The sequence below is a fragment of the Streptomyces sp. NPDC056231 genome, from assembly GCF_048270745.1.
Lineage (GTDB): Bacteria > Actinomycetota > Actinomycetes > Streptomycetales > Streptomycetaceae > Streptomyces.
This window is the reverse complement of the sequence record NZ_JBLVKW010000006.1, coordinates 94,945-114,289: the sequence shown is the minus strand read 5'-3', so window position 1 is coordinate 114,289 and position 19,345 is coordinate 94,945. Positions and strand designations below refer to the sequence as shown.

Here is a 19,345-nt window from a genome sequence, read left to right as displayed (position 1 = left end):
CCGCCGACCCGTGCGGCAAGCCCGCGAAGGTGAGACATGATGCTCCGTTTGCTGACCGGGCTGCCCGCCGTGGCCCTCCAGAACGTCTTGGCCGCCCCCGTCGAGGCCACCCGCCGGATCGCCCCGCCGGCCACCGGCACGGCCCAGACGGTCGCCGAACTGGTGAGCGCCGGTGCGCGTGGCGCTGCGAGCGGCGCGGCGGCGGTGGCGGCGACGGCGCTGCGGGTCGGCAGGGTCGCCCGCAACGCCGTGACGCCTCAAGTCGGTTACTGGCGCTCCGGCTCCCGCATCCACCTCGCACTGCGGCAGCATCCGGACTCGCAGGAACCCACCGTGGAGCGACTCGAGGCCGCCGCCGAGAAAGTGGCCGTCGAACTGGCCGAGCACCCTGACGTCCTGATCGCCTACTGGGACGGCGGCCTGGGGCGGCTGATCGTGCAGACCACCGAGGGTGCGATCAGCGAGCAAGTGGTGGACTGGGCGTCCGAACTTGCCGCCGAACACGGGCTGGAGCCCGTCGGAGAGCAGACGCTGGAACACGCGCATCCGGGTGCACCCGGGGGCGTGCGCGCCAATGCTGTCGCCGTGGCGTGCGACGCGGCGGGCATCGCCACCTCCCTCGCGGCACGGGCACTCTTCCTGAAGCCCGTGCCGGAGGTCGCCGTGGCCGCGGTCGTCGTGATGCGCGAGGACTCCCGGGTACGGACGGTGCTGAGCCGCGCGCTGAGCCCGGACGTGGCCGACCTGGTGCTCGCCGCGGCCCATGCGGCGGTCTGCGGGGTCGGGCAGTCGCCGACTCCGCTGCTGCTCGACGCGGCATTGCGGACCGCCCAGTTGGTGGAGTCCGTTGCACAGCTCGCGACATTCGACGCCCTGCACGACACGCTGTGCGCTCCGGACAGGCTGACCCTGGCCGGAGACGACGTCGCACGTCCGCCGCTGCGTTCGTGCCCTGGCGAAAAGTATGCCGACGCCGCGATCAACGGGATGCTGGGCGGCGCCCTCACCACGCTCCTGTTCACCCGCAACCTCGATGGGGCGGCCGAGACCGTACTGGCCGGTTCGCCCAAGGCTGCGCGCTACGGTCCGGCGGCCTTCACCGCGGCGCTCGGCAGCGCCCTGGCGCGCGAGGAGGTGCTGGTCCGCAGCCCGGAGCGGCTGCACCGGCTGGAGCTGGTGGACACCCTGGTCCTGCACCCTGAAGCGCTGCGCGGCACTCGGCGCACCGTGCTCGAGGTCCATCCCAGCATGGCCGGCTGGGACCACCGTCGGCTGTGGCAGGAGTCCCTCGCAGCCCTGAGTGCGCACGCGGACGGAGCGACGCCGTCCGGGGAGCCGGGACTCGGCCTGCGACCGGTGCCCGACGAGTTGACGTCGGACAAGGGGCGGTCGGACACGGGACTGATGATCGCGTCGGTGGACGGCGAAGACGTCGGTACCGTCCTGGTCGGCTGGGAAGTCGACCCGATGGCCGAGGCCGCGTTGGACGCGGCGCGCCGGGCCGGCCTGCACGTTGTGGTGCTGGACGACCACTCGCTCGGCGAGTTCGGGACGCTGGCCGACCAACTCGCCCCTGCCGAGATCCCGTTGGCCGAGGTGGTGGCCGGCCTGCAGAGCAGCGGGCGGACGGTCCTCACGGTGGCGCGCGTGCCGGACGACCGGGTTGCAGCGGAACGGGCGTTGACCGCGCCCGCCCGCGACGTACTCGACGGACTGCTCCGCAGTGACATCGCCGTCGCCGTCGCCGACGAGCGCAGCGCTGTCGTCTGGGGCGCGGACATTCTGCCGCTGCGCGGGCTGGAGGGCACGTGGCGGTTGCTGTCCGCCGTGCCCGCTGCACGGGCGGCCAGCCGGCGGTCCAAGTTTCTCGCCGAGGCGGGCGCCACGCTCTCCGAGCTCCTGGTGCTCACCCGTGGGGCCCGGACACAACGGGTCCCCTTCCCCCTCGAACTGCGGATCAGCCCGGTCAACATCGCCACCGCCGCGGCTCTGGTGTCGGGCTGGTTCACCGCGCTGGGTGTAGCCGCCCGTACCGCCCCGCACCCCAGGCCGCGGGTGCCTTGGCACGCTCTGCGTCCGGAGGAGGTCATGGACCGGCTGGCGAGGGCGCCGCGGGCCGCGCCCACCGCATGGGCGGTGGTGCGGGCCCGGGCCGGACACGTCATGAGCGCCGCAGCCACTCATCCGGCCTTCGCGCCGGCGCGGGTCGGCGCACATCTGGCAGGCGCCGTGTGGGCCGAACTCGACGACCCGTTCACCCCCATCCTGCTGGTCGGTGCCAGCGCATCGGCACTGCTGGGATCCGCAGTGGACGCATTCCTCGTCATCAGCGCCGTCGCGGGGAACGCCCTGGTCGGCGGAGTACAGCGGCTGCGCGCGGAGCGGGCACTGTCCGAGCTCGTCACCGGGCAACGGCGAACAGCCCGGCGGCTCCCCGACGTGTCAGCAGATGAGGCGTCCCTCGTCGAGGCCGAACGACTGGCGCCCGGCGAGGTGATCGAGCTGCGCACCAACGACGTCGTGCCGGCCGATGTGCGGCTTCTGGAGGTCAGCGGCTTCGAGGTCGACGAGTCCTCGTTGACCGGCGAGTCACTGCCCACCCGCAAACAGGTGGCCGCCGTACCACAGGCGCCCGTCGCCGACCGCAGTTGCATGGCGTTCGAGGGCACCACGGTGGTGGCCGGCCACGCCCGCGCCGTGGTGGTGGGCACCGGCGCCCAGACCGAAGCCGGCCGCGCGGCGTCCCTCGCCGCCCGGGTCCCCACCTCGGCAGGGGTCCAGGCACGACTGCACCGGCTGACCCGCCGGGTCCTGCCCCTCACTCTCGCCGGCGGCGCCGCGGTGGCCGGCCTGTCCCTGCTGCGCGGCCGCCCGGTGCGCACCGCGCTCCAGGGCGGGCTGGCAGTCGCGGTGGCCGCCGTCCCCGAAGGCATGCCCTTGGTGGCGACGGTGGCGCAGATGGCCGCGGCGCGGCGGCTCAGCAGGCTGGGTGTCCTGGTCCGCACGCCGCGCAGTCTGGAGGCCCTGGGACGCGTGGACACCATGTGCTTCGACAAGACCGGGACCCTCACCGAGAACCGGTTGCGGGTCGTCCGCCTGGTCACTGCCGCCGGCGCCGAGCAACCGACGACCGGCCCCGAAGCGGAACCGATCCTTCGCATCGCCGCCCGAGCCTGCCCGCGCGTCGCCGAGCAGCCGGGTGCCCACGCCCACGCCACCGACGAGGCCGTCCTGGCAGCCGCCCCGCCCGCGACCGGGTGGACCACCGTGCGGGCCCAGCCCTTCGAGGCGAGCCGGGGCTACGCGGCCGCCGTCGGGAGGGACGACGACGGCGAGGACATGCTGGTCGTCAAGGGGGCGCCCGAAGTCGTGCTGCCCTGCTGCCCCGATGCGGATCCGGCAGCCGTCGCCGCGGCACATGCCCTTGCCGCCCAGGGCCTGCGGCTGCTGGCCGTGGCCCGGCGCCGCCTCGCGGTGGAAGAGGCGGCGGAGGCCCTGGACAAGCCCCTCGAACTGCTGGAACTCATCGGTTTCGTGGCACTTGCCGACACCCCTCGCGCCAGTTCGGCTCCGCTCGTGGCCGGTCTCGGCGAGATCGGCGTACGACCCGTCATGCTCACCGGCGACCACCCTCAGACCGCCCGTTCCGTGGCGGTCGCTCTTGGCTGGCCATCGGATGTCACGGTCGTCACCGGTGACGCGCTGGCCGCACTCGACCGGGCGGGGCGGGCGCGCCTGCTCCGGGACTGCGGCGTCGTGGCTCGCGTCGCACCCGAGCAGAAGCTGCAGGTGGTCGAGGCGCTCCGGGAGGCGGGACGCGTCGTCGGCATGGTCGGGGACGGCGCCAACGACGCCGCCGCCATCCGGGCCGCCGATGTCGGGATCGGCATCGCGGCGCGCGGATCGGCCGCCGCGCGCAACGCCGCAGACCTCGTGATCACCAACGACGAACTGTCGGTTCTCATCGACGCCATCGGCGAGGGCCGTGCCCTGTGGCGAAGCGTGGCCGACGCGATCAGCATTCTGCTCGGAGGGAACGCCGGCGAGGTCGGCTTCTCCGTACTGGGCACCTTGCTGTCCGGTACGTCACCGCTGACGACGCGTCAGCTGCTGCTGGTCAACCTGCTCACCGACATGTTCCCGGCGATGGCGGTCGCGGTCACCCCTCACGATCCGGAACCCGAGGGCGAGCCCACCGCAGCCGACGACGTACCCGTGGGCCTCGCCGTCCTCGGCGGGCCGCTGACCCGCCAGATCCGCCATCGTGGCCTGATCACCGGAATCGGCGCCGCCATCGCATGGCTGATCGGCACCCTCACTCCGGGCTCGGCGCAACGCACCAGCACGATGGCCCTGTGCGGTGTGGTCGGCGCCCAGCTCACCCAGACCGTCGTCGGACGCCGCCACAGCCCACTGATCCTGGCCACCGTCCTCGGCTCCGCTGCCGTGCTCATCGCCCTCGTCCAGACTCCCGTCGTCAGCCACTTCTTCGGGTGCACGCCGCTGGGCCCACTGGCGTGGGCCGGCGTGGCCGTAGCCGTCGGCGCCGCCGCCCTCGGCCCCCGCGTACTGCCGCAGGCCGACCGGCTGCTGGCCGAGCTCACCTCGCGCGTGCGCCCCCTGGTGCGGCTCGCCCACTGACGACCTGAAGGTGATTCAGCGCGGCGCCGGGAGTCAGCAGTGGCAGATCAGCGACGTCGGGGGCAGGTGACCACAGCGACCGGCCGCGGGGGTGCTCGGTTCCACTCCCCGGCCTCCCCCGCGGTCGGGAGCCCACTCCCTGTCGCGGGGAAGGCCGTTACGGGGTCATCGGGTCCGGTAGGCGTCGATGACGGTTTGGGTGAGGGTGTTCCCGTCGGTGTCGGTCAGCTTCGCGCGCAAGGAGACACCGGTGTCCGCGTTCGGGTTGTGGATCGTGACGGCGCCGTTCTCGACCGGAACCCGGGTCCACGAGACGCCGTTGTCCACGGACACCGAGACTGCCAGCGAGCACACACGTCCGTCCGCGGCGGCGCCCATCACGGTGACGGGCACACGGAGTGCCGCGTTCGCCGCCGCGGTGCCGGTCGGGCTGAGCTCGGGCGAGAACCGCACGGCGCTCACCGGGACCGGGACCGGACCCGTCGTCCTGTCCGAGGTGAAGGTCCACGCCGTGGTCACGCGGGTGGCGACGCCGGGCGCACCCTTGCGATTCACCGTACTGGTGAGCCGGTATGCCGCTCGCCCCGACGGCACGTTGAACGCGGCCCGTCCGGGGGCGCCTGCCTTGGTGGCGACGCGCACGCCGTCGCGGTAAAGAGTGGTCGAGGCCGTGCTGAACTGCGGTGACCACGGCACGTGGCCATCGCCGTCGGCGAGCAGCGGGACATCGACGGTGACGCGGTTGCCGTCGCGAACGACGCCGGGCCGGCCGGTGAGGTCGGGGCCGAAGACGGCGTTGTCGAAGGTGTGCGTGGTCGTGCCCCCGGCCCGCACGGCGACGCCGTCGGCGCTGTAGCGGCTCGATGCCGCGCCGGGCGTACCGGGGGTCGAGTAGGAGATGTCCCAGGTGCCGCGTTCAGGTGTCACGAGGTAGGTGGCGGTGCCGGGGGTCGCCAGCATCTGGGCGACGCCGACGGTCGGTCCGGCACTCTGTTGCAGGTCGCGGACGCGGTCCCCGGGGCGCCCGGCCGGGCCGCGCCGCGGATCTGCACGGTGGCCAGGTCCTTCGGGGAGGGGTGCCGGGTGAGCCCTGTCAGGGCGCGGGGGCCGGTGAAGGTATAGCCGAGCGCGTAGCCGGCGGTCTTGGTCGACCAGTACGCGTCGAACCACTGCTTCACCGATCCGGGTTCGCTGTCGGGGCCCAGGTGCGCGACGCGCAGGTTCGAACTGGAGTTGATCAGGTTGGCGTCCCGGGTGGCACCGTCGTGCGTGACCTCGACGAACATCGCACTGTGCAGGAAGCCTGCGGAGCCGTCCGGCGGCCGTACGTCGACGGGGACGGTGGTCCGTGCGTCGACGGTGATGGTGGTGTCGCGGTCGAGGTCGAGGCGCGGTTGGACGACCCAGTCCGTCCCGTCCGCTTCGTTGCCTGTGGTCAGGGAGCTGTCCAGGAGGTACCGGCCCCGGGGCAGGCGCACGGTGGTCGTACCGGAAGCGTCGTACGGATGGACGGCCTCGTCGGCGCCCGGGCCGGAGATTCCGGTGACGTTGGTGGCGTAGTTCCCCGTCTTGTGGCCGGTGCGGTCCAGGTGAGTAATCGTGAGGGCGTATGTCGTCGGCTCCGCGGCGAAGGCGGTGGTGTCCCATGCGGGCGTCGCGCTGCCGACCAGGGCGACGGCGAGAGCCAGAGTGCGGAGGACACTCCGGCGAGGTAGGGAAGAAGTGTTCATGACCTGCACTGCGCTTCCGTGCGCCGGCGTTCCCGTGAGCTGGGTCACGCCGGGCGCGAGGACGCGTCCCCGAAACGGCACGTGTGGCGCACGTCACCGGAACCGGCGCAACGGACGTGGCAGAGCAGAGTGTGGAATCACTCATGAGGAATCGCTTCCGCCGCGGAGACCGCGACGCCTTGGGAGAGCTGTACGACGAGCACGCCCAAGTGCTGTACCGCTATGCCCTGCGGGTGACGGGTGACTGGGCGGGGGCCGAAGACGTCGTCTCGGCGACCTTCCTGGAAGCATGGCGCAGCCGGGAGAAGCTGCGCCCCGACGGGGACAGTCTGCGCCCGTGGCTGCTGGGAATCGCCACCAACATCATGCGCCGCAACGCACGCGCACGCCGACGCCGTGAGATCGCGCTCGCCCGCGTCCCGGAACGCGGCTCGATCCCGGACTTCGCCGACGATCTCGTCACGCACCTCGCGGACAGCGAGCAACTGCGCGCCGCGCACGCCGCTCTCGCCCGCCTGCGCCGCCGGGACAGGGAGGTCTTCACCCTCGTGGTGTGGGCCGGCCTGGACTACGCGGCAGCGGCCGAGGCACTCGGAGTGCCGGTCGGCACCGTCCGGTCGCGCCTGTCCCGCGCCCGTACCCGACTGCGCGAGCTCACCGGCGCCGAAGCCCGCGCCACACACGCGCAGGGCACGCCGGCCGGAACCGAACGGCCACCCGCGGCAGGAAACAGAGCCCCCGCCACCCCCGCCAAGCCACTGCCGGGCCGCACCGTGGCCCCGTTGCTGCCCCAGGAGAACCACCGATGAACTTCACCTCGCGGCGCCGTACGCACCACCGGTCCGAGCAGACCGAACGCCCCGGCCTCACCGAACTGCTGCCCCCGCCGCCGGTCCCCGGCCTGGGCCCCGACCGTGAACTGCTGCTGAAGGAAACCCTGCTGCGCAAGGCCGCCGTCGCCGAACCGCGCGGCGGCCTCACCCCCCGGGCCTCGCGCCCGCGTCGGCGTCTGGTCCGGGTCATGGTGCCCGCCGTCGCCTGCGCCCTGGCGGTCGGCGGCATCGTGGTGGTCAACCTCGCGGACACACCGGGGCACGGCACCACCGCCGTCACGGGCAGCCGCGCCCCCGGCACGTCCGAAGCGGCACACCTCCTCGACCGCATCGCACTCGCGGCCGCCGGAAAGAAGCAACCGACGGTCGGCGCCGACCAGTTCGTGTACATCGAGAGCCAGGTCGCCTACGCCGGGCAGAGCGCCGGGGGCGGCAAGGTGACCATGCCTCCCGCGCACACGCGGCAGGTGTGGCTGTCAGTCGACGGCAGCCGCCCCGGCCTGCTGCGCGAGGAGGGTGAGCCCGACTCCTCGCTCGGCGGCGACGCGCCGGTCCACGACCTCGACAGCCGAGGGGCAACACCCAAGCCGCGCAACTCTCACCAGGAGGCCGCGTCGATCAGCGACCCGACCCATCAGTACGTCGCGTCGCTGCCCACCGACCCCGACGCCCTGCTGAGACTGATCCGGGCCGAGACCCGCGGACAGGGCCAGGACCCGGACCAGCGAGCATTCACCGCGATCGGCGAACTGCTGGCCGAGACCTGGGCACCCCCGCAGGTCAGCGCCGCGCTCTACAAGGCCGCCGCGAAGATCCCCGGAGTCACGGTGGTCGATGCGGCCACCGACGCCACAGGACGCAAGGGCATCGCCGTCGCCCGTACGGCACACGGGCAGCAGACGCAGTGGATCTTCGACCGGACCACGTACGCGTTCCTCGGTGAACGCACGGTCCTCACCGAAGCCGGCGACGCCGGCCCGGCCGGGACCGTTGTCGGCACCTCCGCGGTCCTCACCAAGGCCGCGGTCGACCGCGCCGGCGAGACTCCCGCGCCGACGACCACGTAGAGGGGCAGCCATCCACACGGCCGCCCCGGACCGCGGTTCCACCGGGGCGGCAGCTACCGTCTCCCATCCGTTCAGGAAGCCTGTGCGCGGATGCGGAACCGATCAGTTCCTGCTCACCGGCAATCCAGGCCCGCTCGCCCCTACTCGCCGATGCGCACCATCGCGAGCGTGATGTTGTCGGGGCCTCCCGCCTCGATAGCGGCCTTCCACAGCTCGAAAGCGGCCCTGCCGTCGTTGTGCACACGCAGCAGACTGTCGAGCGCGTCCTCCGTCACCTGGTCGGTCAGCCCGTCGGTGCAGACCAGGTAGCGATCACCTGCGGACAGCGGCGCCGTCGTGACGTGGGGCGTGATGGCGCTGAACCGGCGGGCGCCGCCGAGCGCCTGTGTGACAAGTGACGTGGTGCGCCGGCCCGGGGGCAACGGCGGGCTGTCGTCCACGCTCACCTGGCGGAGTCCGTCCCGAGTCGCGTCGAGCACCCTGCTGTCGCCGACGTTGAAAGCGAGCAGCGACTCCGCCAGCACGACGGCGCCCGCGACCGTGGTCCCCATGGTGACCAGTTCCGGATTGCCGTCGGCGGCTGCGTACACCGCGTCGTTGCAGACGTTCAGCGCGTCACGAACGGCTTCCTCGCTGTCCAACGAAGGGCCGAACGACGCGAGTTGGCGGACGACCAGCGCACTGGCCACTTCGCCGGCGGGCTGCCCGCCGATCCCGTCGGCGACCGCGACGACGAGCGGCGTGCCGAGCGGGAACAGCAGCGTCTGCGGATTCTCGGTCACGGTGCCGCACAGCGTCCACGGTCCGACGACGAGGCTGTCCTCGTTGTGGTCGCGAATGAGCCCGGTGTGGCTCAATGCAGTGACGGCTATGTACGGCATCGAAGGGCCCCGCTCTCCGCAACGGCAGGCGCGTCCCGCATCTCCATTGTGGCGCTGTGCGCACGCGGATGACGCGGCCCCGCCGAGCAGCCTGTCGCGCGTGTGCCCCACCGCACCGGACCGCGCCTTCGCGACGTCAGACGTTACTAGCGGACGAGATAGTATCTTCCGCGCTACTATCTTTGGGGACAGTCAGGAGGGACCGCCGTGCACCGCTTCATCGGCCGGGCCCGGGAGCTGAGCATTCTGGGGCGGACGCTCGACGAGGTCCGGGCTGCCGCAGGGTCCGCGAAGCCTGGGCAATGCACGCTTCTGCGCGGTCGGCGACGGGTCGGAAAGTCCAGCCTGGTCGAAGAGTTCCTGCAGCGTGCCGGGGTGCCGTATCTGTTCTTCACCGCGGCCGGCGGGTCGGCCGCGGACGAGCTCGCCGAGCTCGCCGATGCGGTGGCGACCTCCACCCTGCCGGAGCGCGGCCTGTACGCCGAAGAAGCACCGAGCCAGTGGAACGCGGCCTTCAGACTGCTTGCGGAGATCGTGCCCGAGGACACTCCGAGCGTGATCGTCATCGACGAGGTTCCGTACCTCATGGACCGCGTCGACGCCTTCGAAGGCATGTTGCAGCGAACCTGGGACCGCCTGCTCAGTCGCAAGCCGGTGCTGCTGCTCCTGATCGGTTCCGATCTGTCGATGATGGAGGCGCTCGGCAGCTACGACCGGCCCTTCCACCAGCGGGGGCGCGACATGGTCCTGGGTCCGCTCAACCCGGCCGACATCGCCGAGATGCTCGACCTGGACCCGGCCACCGCCTTCGACGCCACGCTGATCACCGGCGGGCTCCCGATGCTCTGCCGGGAGTGGCGCCCGGGGGCCTCCATGTGGGAGTTCCTGACCACCTCGCTGGAGAACCCGACCTCCGCCCTCCTGGTCTCCGCGGAACGCTCACTGGCCGCGGAATTCCCACCCCAGGCGATGGGCCGGGAAGTCCTCCGCGCGATCGGCACAGGGGAGCGGACCTTCAGCAACATCGCGCGGGCCGCCGGAGGCATCGCGCACAGCACCCTCAGCCGGGCCACGGACCTGCTCATCGACAAGCGTGCGGTGGCCACCGAACTCCCGCTCTCCCTGCGCCCGTCCAAGGAACGCCGCTATCGGGTGGCGGACCCCTACATGCGGTTCTGGCTGGCCTTCCTCGAACCGCACATGGCGGAGATCGAGCGCCTGCGCGGGGACCTCACGCTCGCCCGTATCAGGGACCGTTGGACCACCTGGCGCGGGCGCGCGGTCGAGCCGCTGATCCGCGAGTCGCTCGCACGCGCCCTGCCCGACGGTCAGTTGCCCGCCGCACCGGCCATCGGCGGCTACTGGACGCGCAGCAACGACATCGAGATCGACCTGGTGGGCGCCGACGGGCAGCCCGTCGCCAAACGGCTGCTGTTCCTCGGCTCGATCAAGTGGCTGGAGACCTCGCCGTTCGACGGGCACGATCTCACCGCACTGCACAGACACCGGGCAGCCGTCACCGATGCTCCTGTCCCGCTCGTCGCGGTCTCGCGCTGCGGAGTCGCCTGTTCGGGGCTGCAGGCCGTCTACGGCCCCGAAGATCTGCTCGCCGCGTGGCGCACCCGCCGATGAACGACGGCGTGCGACACGCGCCCGTGCCCGTGCCCGTGCCCGAACGTGCCTCCACCACAGCGCACTCGCCCGGCGAGGCGTTACGGCCTTCGGCCTCAGGGGCAGAGATCGGACCATGCCCATGCTCGTCGGAACCTCAGGGTGGCAGTACAAGGACTGGCGCGGCGTTCTCTATCCCCCCGGGCACCCGCAGCGGCTGTGGCTGGAGGAGTACGCCCGGCACTTCGCCACGGTGGAGAACAACAACGCCTTCTACCGGCTCCCCACGGAGGAGATCTTCGCCTCCTGGCGGGAGCGGACGCCGCAGGGGTTCGTCATGGCGGTCAAGGCCAGCCGCTACTTGACCCATCTGAAGCGGCTGCACGATCCCGAGGAGCCGGTGCTCCGGCTGATGGATCACGCCGAGGGTCTCGGCGACCGCCTGGGACCCGTGCTGCTCCAACTGCCGTCGAACTTCCATGCAGACATCGCGGCTCTGGACGCCTGCCTGAGCTGCTTTCCCGACGGGGTTCGGGTGGCCGTGGAACTCCGGCACACCTCGTGGTGGGAGACGGAGCGGGAGCTCCGGGCGGTGCTGGAACGGCATGGCAGCGCCCTGTGCTGGGCAGATCGCTGGTCCCGCCCGGTGACGCCGCTGTGGCGTACCGCGTCATGGGGGTACGTACGGTTTCACGGCGGCATCGCGGAGCCGCCGCCGCGCTACGGCCGCCAGGCGTTGACGTCCTGGGCCCGTCGCATCGTGGACGCCTGGCCCGACGAGGACGATGTGTATGTGTACTTCAACAACGACCTGGGTGGTGCGGCCGTCGTGGACGCCGTGAAATTCGCCCGCGCAGCGGCCGCGTTGGGCCGGACGGTGAGCCGTACGCCTCCCGGAGATCTGCCGGGGCAGTCCACGTCCTGAGGGTTTTCCTGCCGGGCTCCGGTTGTTCCGGGGACCGCGGAATCGGACCGGCTCGCCGTCACGATGAGGCGGGCCGCACCGGCGAGCCCCTTGCCCGGCGCCCGCGGAGCGACCGTATGCCGTTGATTGGCGACCGTGCCGGACCTGGCTGATGATGGAAGTTCAAGCAGCGACGTCCAAGGGCCGGGCCATGGCTGTGTGGCATGTGCGGGACTTCACGCCGGACGATCTCGAATCGGTGGTGCGGCTCGACGCCGAGAGCACCACGACCGACCAGCCCGCTGTATTCCGCCTGTCCGAGGTCGTCGCCGCGGTGCAGGCGCAGAATCCCGGTGTCGTCGCGGTGGCCGACGGGCATCTGGTGGGCGCGGCGGTGGGGCGGGTGAACGGCGACCGGGCCTGGGTGCTGCGTATCACCCTGCATCCGGCCTGGCGGAACCTGGGGCTGGGCACCGCGCTGCTCTCCGCCCTGGAGCGCCGCCTGCAGAGCGCCGGAGCCAAGATCGTCGCCGCGGTCCTGCCCGAGGAGGAGACGGGCGCCGCCGCGCTCGGCCATTCCGGGTTCCGGCAGCATCGGGGGCTGACGTACTTCGAGAAGGTGCAGTCGGTGACCGCCCAGGACTCCGCGATCCTGTCCTCGCTCGGGGCGACGGTGCCCGCGGCCGGGCTCTGGGAGAAGCTCTCGGGTATGGCGGACGAGAAGCGGCTCGTCGAACGCCGGCTGGTGCTTCCGCTGGCCAACCCCGAGCTTGCTGACGCGCACGGCGTCGAACCTCCCCAGGCCGTCGTCCTGTTCGGTCCCCCGGGTACGGGCAAGAGCACGTTCGCCAAGGCTGTGGCAAGTCGGCTCGGCTGGCCGTTCGTCGAACTTTTCCCCTCCCGGCTCGCGCTGGAGGACGGGCTCGCGAGCGGACTCAGCCGCCGCTTCGAGGAGATCTCACAACTCGACCATGCGCTGGTTTTCATCGACGAGGTGGAGGAAGTCGCCGGCACCCGCAATCTCGCCGACCCCATTTCTGTCGGCGTGGTCAATGAGCTCCTCAAATCGATCGTGCGGTTCCGTGACCGCGACGGCAGACTGCTCATCTGCGCCACCAATACGGTCGCCGCCCTGGATCCGGCTTTCCTGCGTCATGGCCGATTCGATTACGTCCTGCCCGTCGGGCCGCCCGACCACGAGGCCCGTAAGGCCCTGTGGGCCGGCTATATCGCCAAGACCGGGACCGAAGCCGACACGGCCGTGCTGGCCGACGCCAGCGAGGGATTCACCCCCGCCGACATCAAGCAAGCCGCCCGTACGGTCGCCCAGTCCGTCTTCGAACGCACCCTCGACACGGGGGAGAGGGCCCAGCCGACCACCGAGGACTTTCTCCACACGATCAGGCATACCCGCCCCACCGTCACCACCGACATGGCCCTGGAGTTCGCCGACCACACCATCCGCTACGGCCGCACCTGAAGGCCCGCGCCGGCCTGGGTCCGCTCCGGCGGGCCCAGGCCGGCGCGTGGTCTCCGAGCGGCTCCGGCAGGCGTTTCCGGATGATCGCGGGGAGGCGTACGAAACCGGGCGTCGCGGGAGAACACACCGCGCTCGGTGAGCTCGGCCGGGGGACGGGTGCTCCCGGGCATCCGCGGATGCGGTGCCCCGTCACAGCCGGAGTGATCCTTTTGCCCGCCCGGCTCAGGTGATCTTCTTTTATCGCCTTTCGGGCGGCATTCCTTTCCTTGCGCACTCACGAACCGCACGTTGCGCAGCGCGAAACGAAAAGAGAAGGCGCATTCATTCGCCGGTGACATCTCCCACACCGATGTTCGGCAATGCGGTCACCGAATAGTAGATATCACGACGGCGACTTGATGAGTTTTGTCCGACTTGATGTCACATGCCCCGCACAGGGTGGGCCGGAATCCGAACGGGCGGGTGGTCGCGCCCGTTCCATCGGCATGCAGGGAACCCTGACGACGCAACAGGACTTCTCGCTGCCCCGGGAGCCGGACAAGCACGGCCGGGCGGCTGCGGCAAGGGCCGGCCGTCACTACGACGCTCGATAGTAATGAGGCGTGTTGCCCCGCCTCGCGGCAGTTCCAAGAATGACGGCCGCACAGCATCTCCAAAGCTCAAGCCCAGGAACTGCGCTGAGCCCTGCCCTACCGGGGCGCTTGGCGATTACCGAGCGAGGTCACGCATGAGGAAGCACCGCAGGAAGAAGTCCTACCGCCCGATAGCCATCGCTGTCGTCGCAGCGGGAGCCGTGGGTATCCCCTCCGCGGCCATGGCCTGTATGGGTTCTCCGGAGGACGCGGGCGGCCGGCCCTCCGCCCACTGGGAGTCCGTGAACTCCGCGCACCACTGGAAGGCCGGCCCCCGGGGGCAGAAGCCGACTGCGAGTGCGCCCACGAGCCCTGCGGCGTCTGCGAGCGCATCGGCAGCGCCCGCCCCGACCACCGCCCCCGCGGACACGGCCCGCGTGCTGGCGCTCGTCAACAGCGAGCGCAGCAAGGTCGGATGCTCGCCGCTCACCGTCAATGCCAAGCTGACCAAGGCCGCGCAGGACCACAGCAAGGACATGGCCGACCACCGGAACATGTCCCACACCGGCTCCGACGGATCGTCGCCCGCCGACCGGATCACGCGAGCCGGTTACACCTGGCGCGCCTACGGCGAGAACGTCGCCTACGGCTACTCCACCCCCGAGTCGGTGATGAACGCCTGGATGACCAGCCCCGGCCACAAGCGCAACATCCTCGACTGCACGTACAAGGAAATCGGCATCGGACTCGCGCAGCCCGGCCACTACTGGACGCAGGATTTCGGAACGGCCCGATAGCCGACCAGGAAATCCTCGGTGGTCGCCGCGGCGCTCCTGGTCGCGATGCCGGCGTCGAGGCACAGAACGACGCACAGGAAACAGCCGGGTTGCCGCCGCGGCCCACGCCGACCACCGGCGGTAGTGGCTGCCGCATCTCATGCGCGACAGCGACTGAGGCCGCGGGGCTCATCGGTCCAGAAGGGCCGGGAGGCCGGCGAAGGAGTCGATGACGTGGTCCGGGGTGCCGGTGGCGGAGCGGTGCGTCTCGGGCAGGTACTTGCCTGTTCTGACGAGGACGCCCGTGATGCCGCACCGCTGGGCCGCGAGTACGTCGGTCTCGATGTCGTCGCCCACCATCAGCGTGCCGGACGCGGTGGCGCCGAGATGGGCCAGGGCGGTCGCGAAGAACGCCTCGGCGGGTTTGCCGGTGATTTCCGCCTCGGTCCGGGCGGCCCGTTCCAGCCCGGGGAGGAAGGCCCCGGTGTCGAGGGCGAGGCCTTCCTCCGTACGCCAGTACAGGTTGCGGTGCATGGCGATCAGCCGGGCCCCGTGCTGGAGGTGGCGGAACGCGGCGTTGAGCGACGCGTAGTCGAACGCGTCGCCCGCGCCTCCCAGGACGACCACGTCCGCGGGAGCGCTCTCCCCCACGTCGACGACGGTCACGCCCGTCAGGTCCTCACTGACGTCGCCGGTATTGAGCAGCGCGCACCGGGCACCCGGGCAGTGGGCACGCAGATACGCGGCGGTGACGGCGGGCGCGGTGAGGACGTCGTCCTCGCCGACGGGGAAGCCCGCCGCGACCAGCTTCGCGGCGATCCGGGCACGCGTGCGTGAGGTGGTGTTGGTGACCAGGGCAACCGGGAGTCCGGCGGCACGCAGCCGGTCCAGGGCGGCCACCGCACCGGGCAGCGGTTCCCAGTCGACGGTGAGCACGCCGTCGATGTCGATCAGTACCGCTCCGATCCGTTCCATGGATCGACCGTCGCCGACTTGCGCGGGCGCCGCAAATGGGGTTGCTTCGAAGTAGGTGCGTACGTGCCTCTGTCTCCCCTGGGTCGGAGGTGAACCACCGTGTTGTTCACCGATCGCACCGATGCGGGCAAGCAGCTCGCCGAAGCGCTCCGGCATCTGCAGGGGGAGAAAGAGGGGGAGAGACCCGTCGTTCTGGGGCTGCCCCGGGGCGGGGTCCCGGTCGCCGCGGCGGTGGCGACCGCGCTCGGCGCACCTCTCGATGTGATCGTGGTCCGCAAGCTCGGTGTTCCGTACCACCGTGAGCTGGCATTCGGTGCCATCGGGGAGGGCGGGGTGCGGGTGATCAATGAAGACGTCGTACGCCGCGGAGGGATCAGCCGCGGGGACATCGCGTCCGTGGAGCGCGCCGAGACAGCGGAACTCACCCGGCAGGCACGGCAGTTCCGGGGCGACCGGCCGCGGCTGGAGCTGGCCGGCCGTACCGCGATCGTGATCGACGACGGGGTGGCGACCGGCGCCACGGCGTCGGCCGCCTGCGAGGTCGTACGGGCGCAGGGCGCGGCCCGGGTGGTGCTGGCGGTTCCGGTGGCGCCCGCGGACACGATCGCCTGGCTCCGTACGCAGGTGGACGAGGTGGTCTGTCTCTCCACGCCGGCCCTCTTCTCGGCCGTCGGCGAGTGGTACCGGGACTTCTCCCAGACGCCCGACGAGGAAGTTCTCGCCCTGTTGAAGGCTTAGAGCCTGTCGGGTGACCTTCGATCGGATAGCGGACAAGGCCTGGTGCGTGCGATTCCAAGGCGGCGGGATGTCCTCGTAGCGGAGCTACTAGGGCATTTCGGCAACGCGGGAAGCGTGCGTGCCAGGGCGCGGCCGCCCGATCAGAGGTCACCCGACAGGCTCTTAGGCCGGTCCGCGCCGTACGTTCCCCGGCCCGGACCCGGGGCACTGCCGCGGTTGCTCAGTCCTGCTTGCCGAACCGTAGCTTCCACGGCGCCACCGCCGACTCGATCTGCACGCGCAGTCCGAGCTTCGACTCACCGTTCACCCGCTCCTCGAATCGGATCGGGACCTCGACCATCCGCAGTCCGCGCCTGACCGTGCGGTAGTTCATCTCCACCTGAAAGGAATATCCATTGCTGCGGACGGACGGCAGATCGATCGATTTCAGAGTGTCCGCCCGCCATGCCTTGAATCCGGCGGTGGCGTCCTTCACGTGCAGTCGCAAAATGGCATTGACATAGAAATTGGCCCAGGCGGAGAGCGCCTTGCGGTGCCATGGCCACTCGGTGGCCAGCGAACCGCCTTCCACATAACGGGACCCAATGACGACTGCGGCATTCTCGGCGAACAGTTTCTCGACCATGACCGGAACCACCGACGCCGGATGGGAGAGGTCCGCATCCATCTGAATGACAACTTCCGCTTTCTCTGCGAGCGCACGCGTCATCCCGGCCACGTAGGCGCGCCCGAGCCCGTCCTTCTCGGTGCGGTGCAATACCCCGACCAGGCCCGAGGTCTCGGCCGCGAGCCGGTCCGCAACATCCCCCGTGCCGTCGGGAGAATTGTCGTCCACCACCAGGATGTGCAGGTTCGGCAGGTGCAGATCCTTGAGCAGATCGACGAGGATCGGCAGATTCGTCCGTTCGTTGTAGGTGGGGACGACCACCACAATCCTCGGGGAGGTCTTCTCCACGGCCATTCCCTTGCGCTCTCTCGTGCTCTCGGGGGTTCCCAGACGTTCTCGGGACTTCTCCATTGTTCCGCGCTCCCGATCCGCGCGAGCCTAGCACCCGCCCCTCCCCTCTAAATGAGCGAAACAGCATTCTCCGGATTTCCCTCCCTCCGTCGCGACATCTTGGGGCAGCTGCCGGGCGGAGCCCCGGAGCTCTATGGACCTCTTCCGTCACCGAACCGGAATCGTGCTGTCAACCACCCGCAGAATCCGGTCACTTCGAGCGCGGTGGGCGCAGCGTTCGGCCGGGCGATAGTCTGGTGCGAGCAGGGACTGGTGACGGTTGCTGCGCGGCGGTGGGGCCCGCCGTACCCGAACCGCGGCAGCAGTGCCGCCAACGGTCCCTACTTGCGGTGGAACGTGCTCGTGTCCGGGCACCCAGCAGGTAGGAGACATGCGCCCATGGGAGCCCAGCAGCCCCGAACGACCGTGACGGACGGTCCCGACGGCACCCGGGGTGCCGCGCCCGCACCCGGGCAGCGCAGCCGGCAGCCGGGCGGGCAGTGGCCCGTCCTCGGCGTCATCGCCCTCGGCGGCGCCGCCGGAGCGACCGCCCGTTACGGAGCGTCGCTGATCTGGAGCACCCCGCCGGGCGGCTTCCCCTGGACGACACTGATCGTGAATGTCCTCGGGTGCGCGGTGATCGGCGTGTTCATGGTCCTGATCAGCGACGTATGGGCGGCGCACCGGCTGGTGCGCCCGTTCTTCGGCACGGGGGTGCTGGGCGGGTTCACCACGTTCTCCGCATACGCCGCGGACATCGAACGGCTGGTGGACGGCGGCCGGGCCCGTACCGGCATCGCGTATCTCGGGCTGACCCTGGTGGCGGCGCTCGCCGCGGTGTGGAGTGCGGTGTGGGTGACCCGCCGCGTGCTGGCGTGGAGGCAGCCATGACGAGGGAGACGGAACCGGCCGGGGCGGCCGAGCGGGGGCTGCGCCTGACGGTCCTGGTCGGGGAGTCCGACGTCTGGCACCACCGCCCCGTCTACGCGGAGATCGTGCACCGGGCGCACCGTGCCGGGCTGGCGGGTGCGAGTGCGTTCCGTGGCATCGAGGGGTTCGGCGCCTCGTCGCGGATCCACACCCAGCGACTGCTGTCGCTGAGCGAGGACCTGCCGGTGGCGGTCGTGATCGTGGACACCGAGGACCGGATCCGCGCGTTCCTGCCGGTCATCGACGAACTGACCGGGGACGGCGTCGTCGTCCTCGACGCGTGCGAGATCGTCCGCCCCCGCGACCGCGAGGAGGGCCGGTGACCTGGCTGCTGGTGATCGCCGGCGCCGCGATCGGCGCCCCGCTCCGCTATCTGACCGACCGTGCGGTCCAGGCCCGGCACGACACGGTCTTCCCGTGGGGGACGTTCGCGGTGAACGTGGCGGGATCCCTGCTGCTGGGACTGCTGACCGGCGCGGTGGCGGCCGGTGCCGCCTCGTCGCAGGTTCAGCTGTTCGTCGGTACGGGGCTGTGCGGGGCGTTGACGACGTATTCGACGTTCGGTTACGAGACGCTGCGGCTGGCCGAGGACGGGGCGAAGTTCTACGCGGCGGCCAATGTCGTGGCGAGCGTGGTGGCGGCGCTGGGCGCGGTGTTCGCCGGGGTCGCGGTCGCCGAGGCGCTCTGGCAGTGACCCGCGATCAATCCTCCCGTGTACGCCAAACGGGTGTGCCGTCGCCCGGCCGGCGGCACGCGGTCGCCGAACGCGCATTGCGGGTAAGACCGCCCAGCCCCGCGACGTCGCCTCCCATGTGCCGGCCAGCCCAAGGGACTTCATGATTTCTTCGGCGGCCGTAGCCATCGGAGCGATATCCGGAACCGGAACGGTAGCCCGAACCGGAACGTCTCGGGGCTCCGCCGCGGTCGCCGGAGTAACAGTCGCTACTGCACGTTGAGCGGTTCCAGGAGAACTCTCCCTCGATATGGCGCGTATCGAGGAATTTCGCGTTGAAGTGAAGGGGCGCAGGAATCACAGGAACGGGCCGACGAAATGCACGGAAGAAGCCCGGCTGCGAAAAGTGAACCGCGTCCGGCACGGCGGATGATGAACCGTGTCCGTCACGGGGACGGGGCCGGCACACAGGTGCGGGCCCGGAAAAAGCAACGAGCCGGGACCCGCACCCGAAGGTGCGGGTCCCAGCTGCGCACG

At 70.9% G+C, this 19,345-nt stretch carries 15 protein-coding genes and 1 pseudogene; 11 read left to right on the top strand and 5 right to left on the bottom strand.

What is annotated here, in order from left to right; translation table 11 throughout:
- Window positions 1-36 precede the first annotated feature (36 nt).
- Window positions 37-4,641: an HAD-IC family P-type ATPase gene (locus tag ACNPQM_RS07930; RefSeq protein ID WP_418083436.1), complete on the top strand. Its 4,605-nt coding sequence runs from the start codon at window positions 37-39 to the stop codon at window positions 4,639-4,641.
- Between the two features lie 165 nt (window positions 4,642-4,806).
- On the opposite strand, the gene ACNPQM_RS07925 is transcribed toward ACNPQM_RS07930, so the two are convergent.
- Together ACNPQM_RS07925 and ACNPQM_RS07920 are read right to left on the bottom strand one after the other, a co-directional pair.
- Window positions 4,807-5,601 (bottom strand): hypothetical protein, encoded by a 795-nt coding sequence (locus tag ACNPQM_RS07925; RefSeq protein ID WP_418083435.1) that lies wholly within the window; start codon window positions 5,599-5,601, stop codon window positions 4,807-4,809.
- On the bottom strand, window positions 5,565-6,371 hold the full coding sequence (locus tag ACNPQM_RS07920; protein ID WP_418083434.1) for a hypothetical protein: 807 nt from the start codon (window positions 6,369-6,371) through the stop codon (window positions 5,565-5,567). Before ACNPQM_RS07920 ends, ACNPQM_RS07925 begins: the two co-directional genes overlap by 37 nt.
- 143 nt (window positions 6,372-6,514) lie before the next feature.
- Here ACNPQM_RS07920 and ACNPQM_RS07915 point away from each other — a divergent pair, with 143 nt between their 5' ends.
- Window positions 6,515-7,180, top strand: coding sequence for an RNA polymerase sigma factor (locus ACNPQM_RS07915; protein WP_418083433.1), 666 nt, complete (start codon window positions 6,515-6,517; stop codon window positions 7,178-7,180).
- On the top strand, window positions 7,177-8,271 hold the full coding sequence (locus ACNPQM_RS07910; RefSeq protein ID WP_418083432.1) for a CU044_5270 family protein: 1,095 nt from the start codon (window positions 7,177-7,179) through the stop codon (window positions 8,269-8,271). The genes ACNPQM_RS07915 and ACNPQM_RS07910 overlap by 4 nt, the downstream gene beginning before the upstream one ends.
- A gap of 140 nt (window positions 8,272-8,411) precedes the next feature.
- Here ACNPQM_RS07910 and ACNPQM_RS07905 read toward each other — a convergent pair whose 3' ends face one another.
- Window positions 8,412-9,152, bottom strand: coding sequence for a PP2C family protein-serine/threonine phosphatase (locus tag ACNPQM_RS07905; RefSeq protein ID WP_358856967.1), 741 nt, complete (start codon window positions 9,150-9,152; stop codon window positions 8,412-8,414).
- A gap of 207 nt (window positions 9,153-9,359) precedes the next feature.
- Between ACNPQM_RS07905 and ACNPQM_RS07900 the strand changes: the two genes are divergently transcribed.
- The 4 genes from ACNPQM_RS07900 to ACNPQM_RS07885 all read left to right on the top strand — a co-directional run bounded on the left by ACNPQM_RS07900 (window position 9,360) and on the right by ACNPQM_RS07885 (window position 14,516).
- Entirely contained in the window at window positions 9,360-10,784 is a 1,425-nt protein-coding gene (locus tag ACNPQM_RS07900; protein ID WP_418083431.1) for an ATP-binding protein, read from the top strand.
- Between the two features lie 115 nt (window positions 10,785-10,899).
- A complete protein-coding gene (locus tag ACNPQM_RS07895) occupies window positions 10,900-11,688 on the top strand; it encodes a DUF72 domain-containing protein (RefSeq protein WP_418083430.1) in 789 nt (262 codons plus the stop codon).
- A 190-nt stretch (window positions 11,689-11,878) separates the two neighbouring features.
- Window positions 11,879-13,147 (top strand): ATP-binding protein, encoded by a 1,269-nt coding sequence (locus ACNPQM_RS07890; RefSeq protein ID WP_358856964.1) that lies wholly within the window; start codon window positions 11,879-11,881, stop codon window positions 13,145-13,147.
- Window positions 13,148-13,874: 727 nt separating this feature from the next.
- On the top strand, window positions 13,875-14,516 hold the full coding sequence (locus tag ACNPQM_RS07885; protein ID WP_418083429.1) for a CAP domain-containing protein: 642 nt from the start codon (window positions 13,875-13,877) through the stop codon (window positions 14,514-14,516).
- Window positions 14,517-14,684: 168 nt separating this feature from the next.
- Here the strand turns inward: ACNPQM_RS07885 and ACNPQM_RS07880 are convergent, their stop codons facing one another.
- Window positions 14,685-15,470, bottom strand: a complete 786-nt coding sequence (locus ACNPQM_RS07880; protein ID WP_418083428.1) for an HAD-IIA family hydrolase — start codon at window positions 15,468-15,470, stop codon at window positions 14,685-14,687.
- A 99-nt stretch (window positions 15,471-15,569) separates the two neighbouring features.
- On the opposite strand from ACNPQM_RS07880, the pseudogene ACNPQM_RS07875 reads away from it, so the two are divergent.
- A pseudogene (locus ACNPQM_RS07875) lies at window positions 15,570-16,199 on the top strand (phosphoribosyltransferase); the annotation flags it as partial.
- A gap of 229 nt (window positions 16,200-16,428) precedes the next feature.
- Here the strand turns inward: ACNPQM_RS07875 and ACNPQM_RS07870 are convergent.
- A complete protein-coding gene (locus tag ACNPQM_RS07870; protein ID WP_418083427.1) occupies window positions 16,429-17,169 on the bottom strand; it encodes a polyprenol monophosphomannose synthase in 741 nt (246 codons plus the stop codon).
- 435 nt (window positions 17,170-17,604) lie between these two features.
- Between ACNPQM_RS07870 and ACNPQM_RS07865 the strand changes: the two genes are divergently transcribed.
- From ACNPQM_RS07865 to crcB, 3 genes are read left to right on the top strand one after another with little or no spacing between them, the layout of a single operon-like run.
- Window positions 17,605-18,096 carry a fluoride efflux transporter FluC gene (locus tag ACNPQM_RS07865; RefSeq protein WP_418083426.1) on the top strand — a complete coding sequence of 164 codons (492 nt, stop codon included), beginning with the start codon at window positions 17,605-17,607 and terminating at the stop codon, window positions 18,094-18,096.
- The gene (locus ACNPQM_RS07860) at window positions 18,093-18,458 is read left to right on the top strand and encodes a DUF190 domain-containing protein (RefSeq protein WP_358856959.1); all 366 of its coding nucleotides are present in this window, start codon (window positions 18,093-18,095) and stop codon (window positions 18,456-18,458) included. Before ACNPQM_RS07865 ends, ACNPQM_RS07860 begins: the two co-directional genes overlap by 4 nt.
- Complete coding sequence (gene crcB / locus ACNPQM_RS07855) at window positions 18,455-18,829, top strand: fluoride efflux transporter CrcB (RefSeq protein WP_418083425.1); 375 nt, start codon at window positions 18,455-18,457, stop codon at window positions 18,827-18,829. The genes ACNPQM_RS07860 and crcB overlap by 4 nt, the downstream gene beginning before the upstream one ends.
- Window positions 18,830-19,345: the final 516 nt, after the last annotated feature.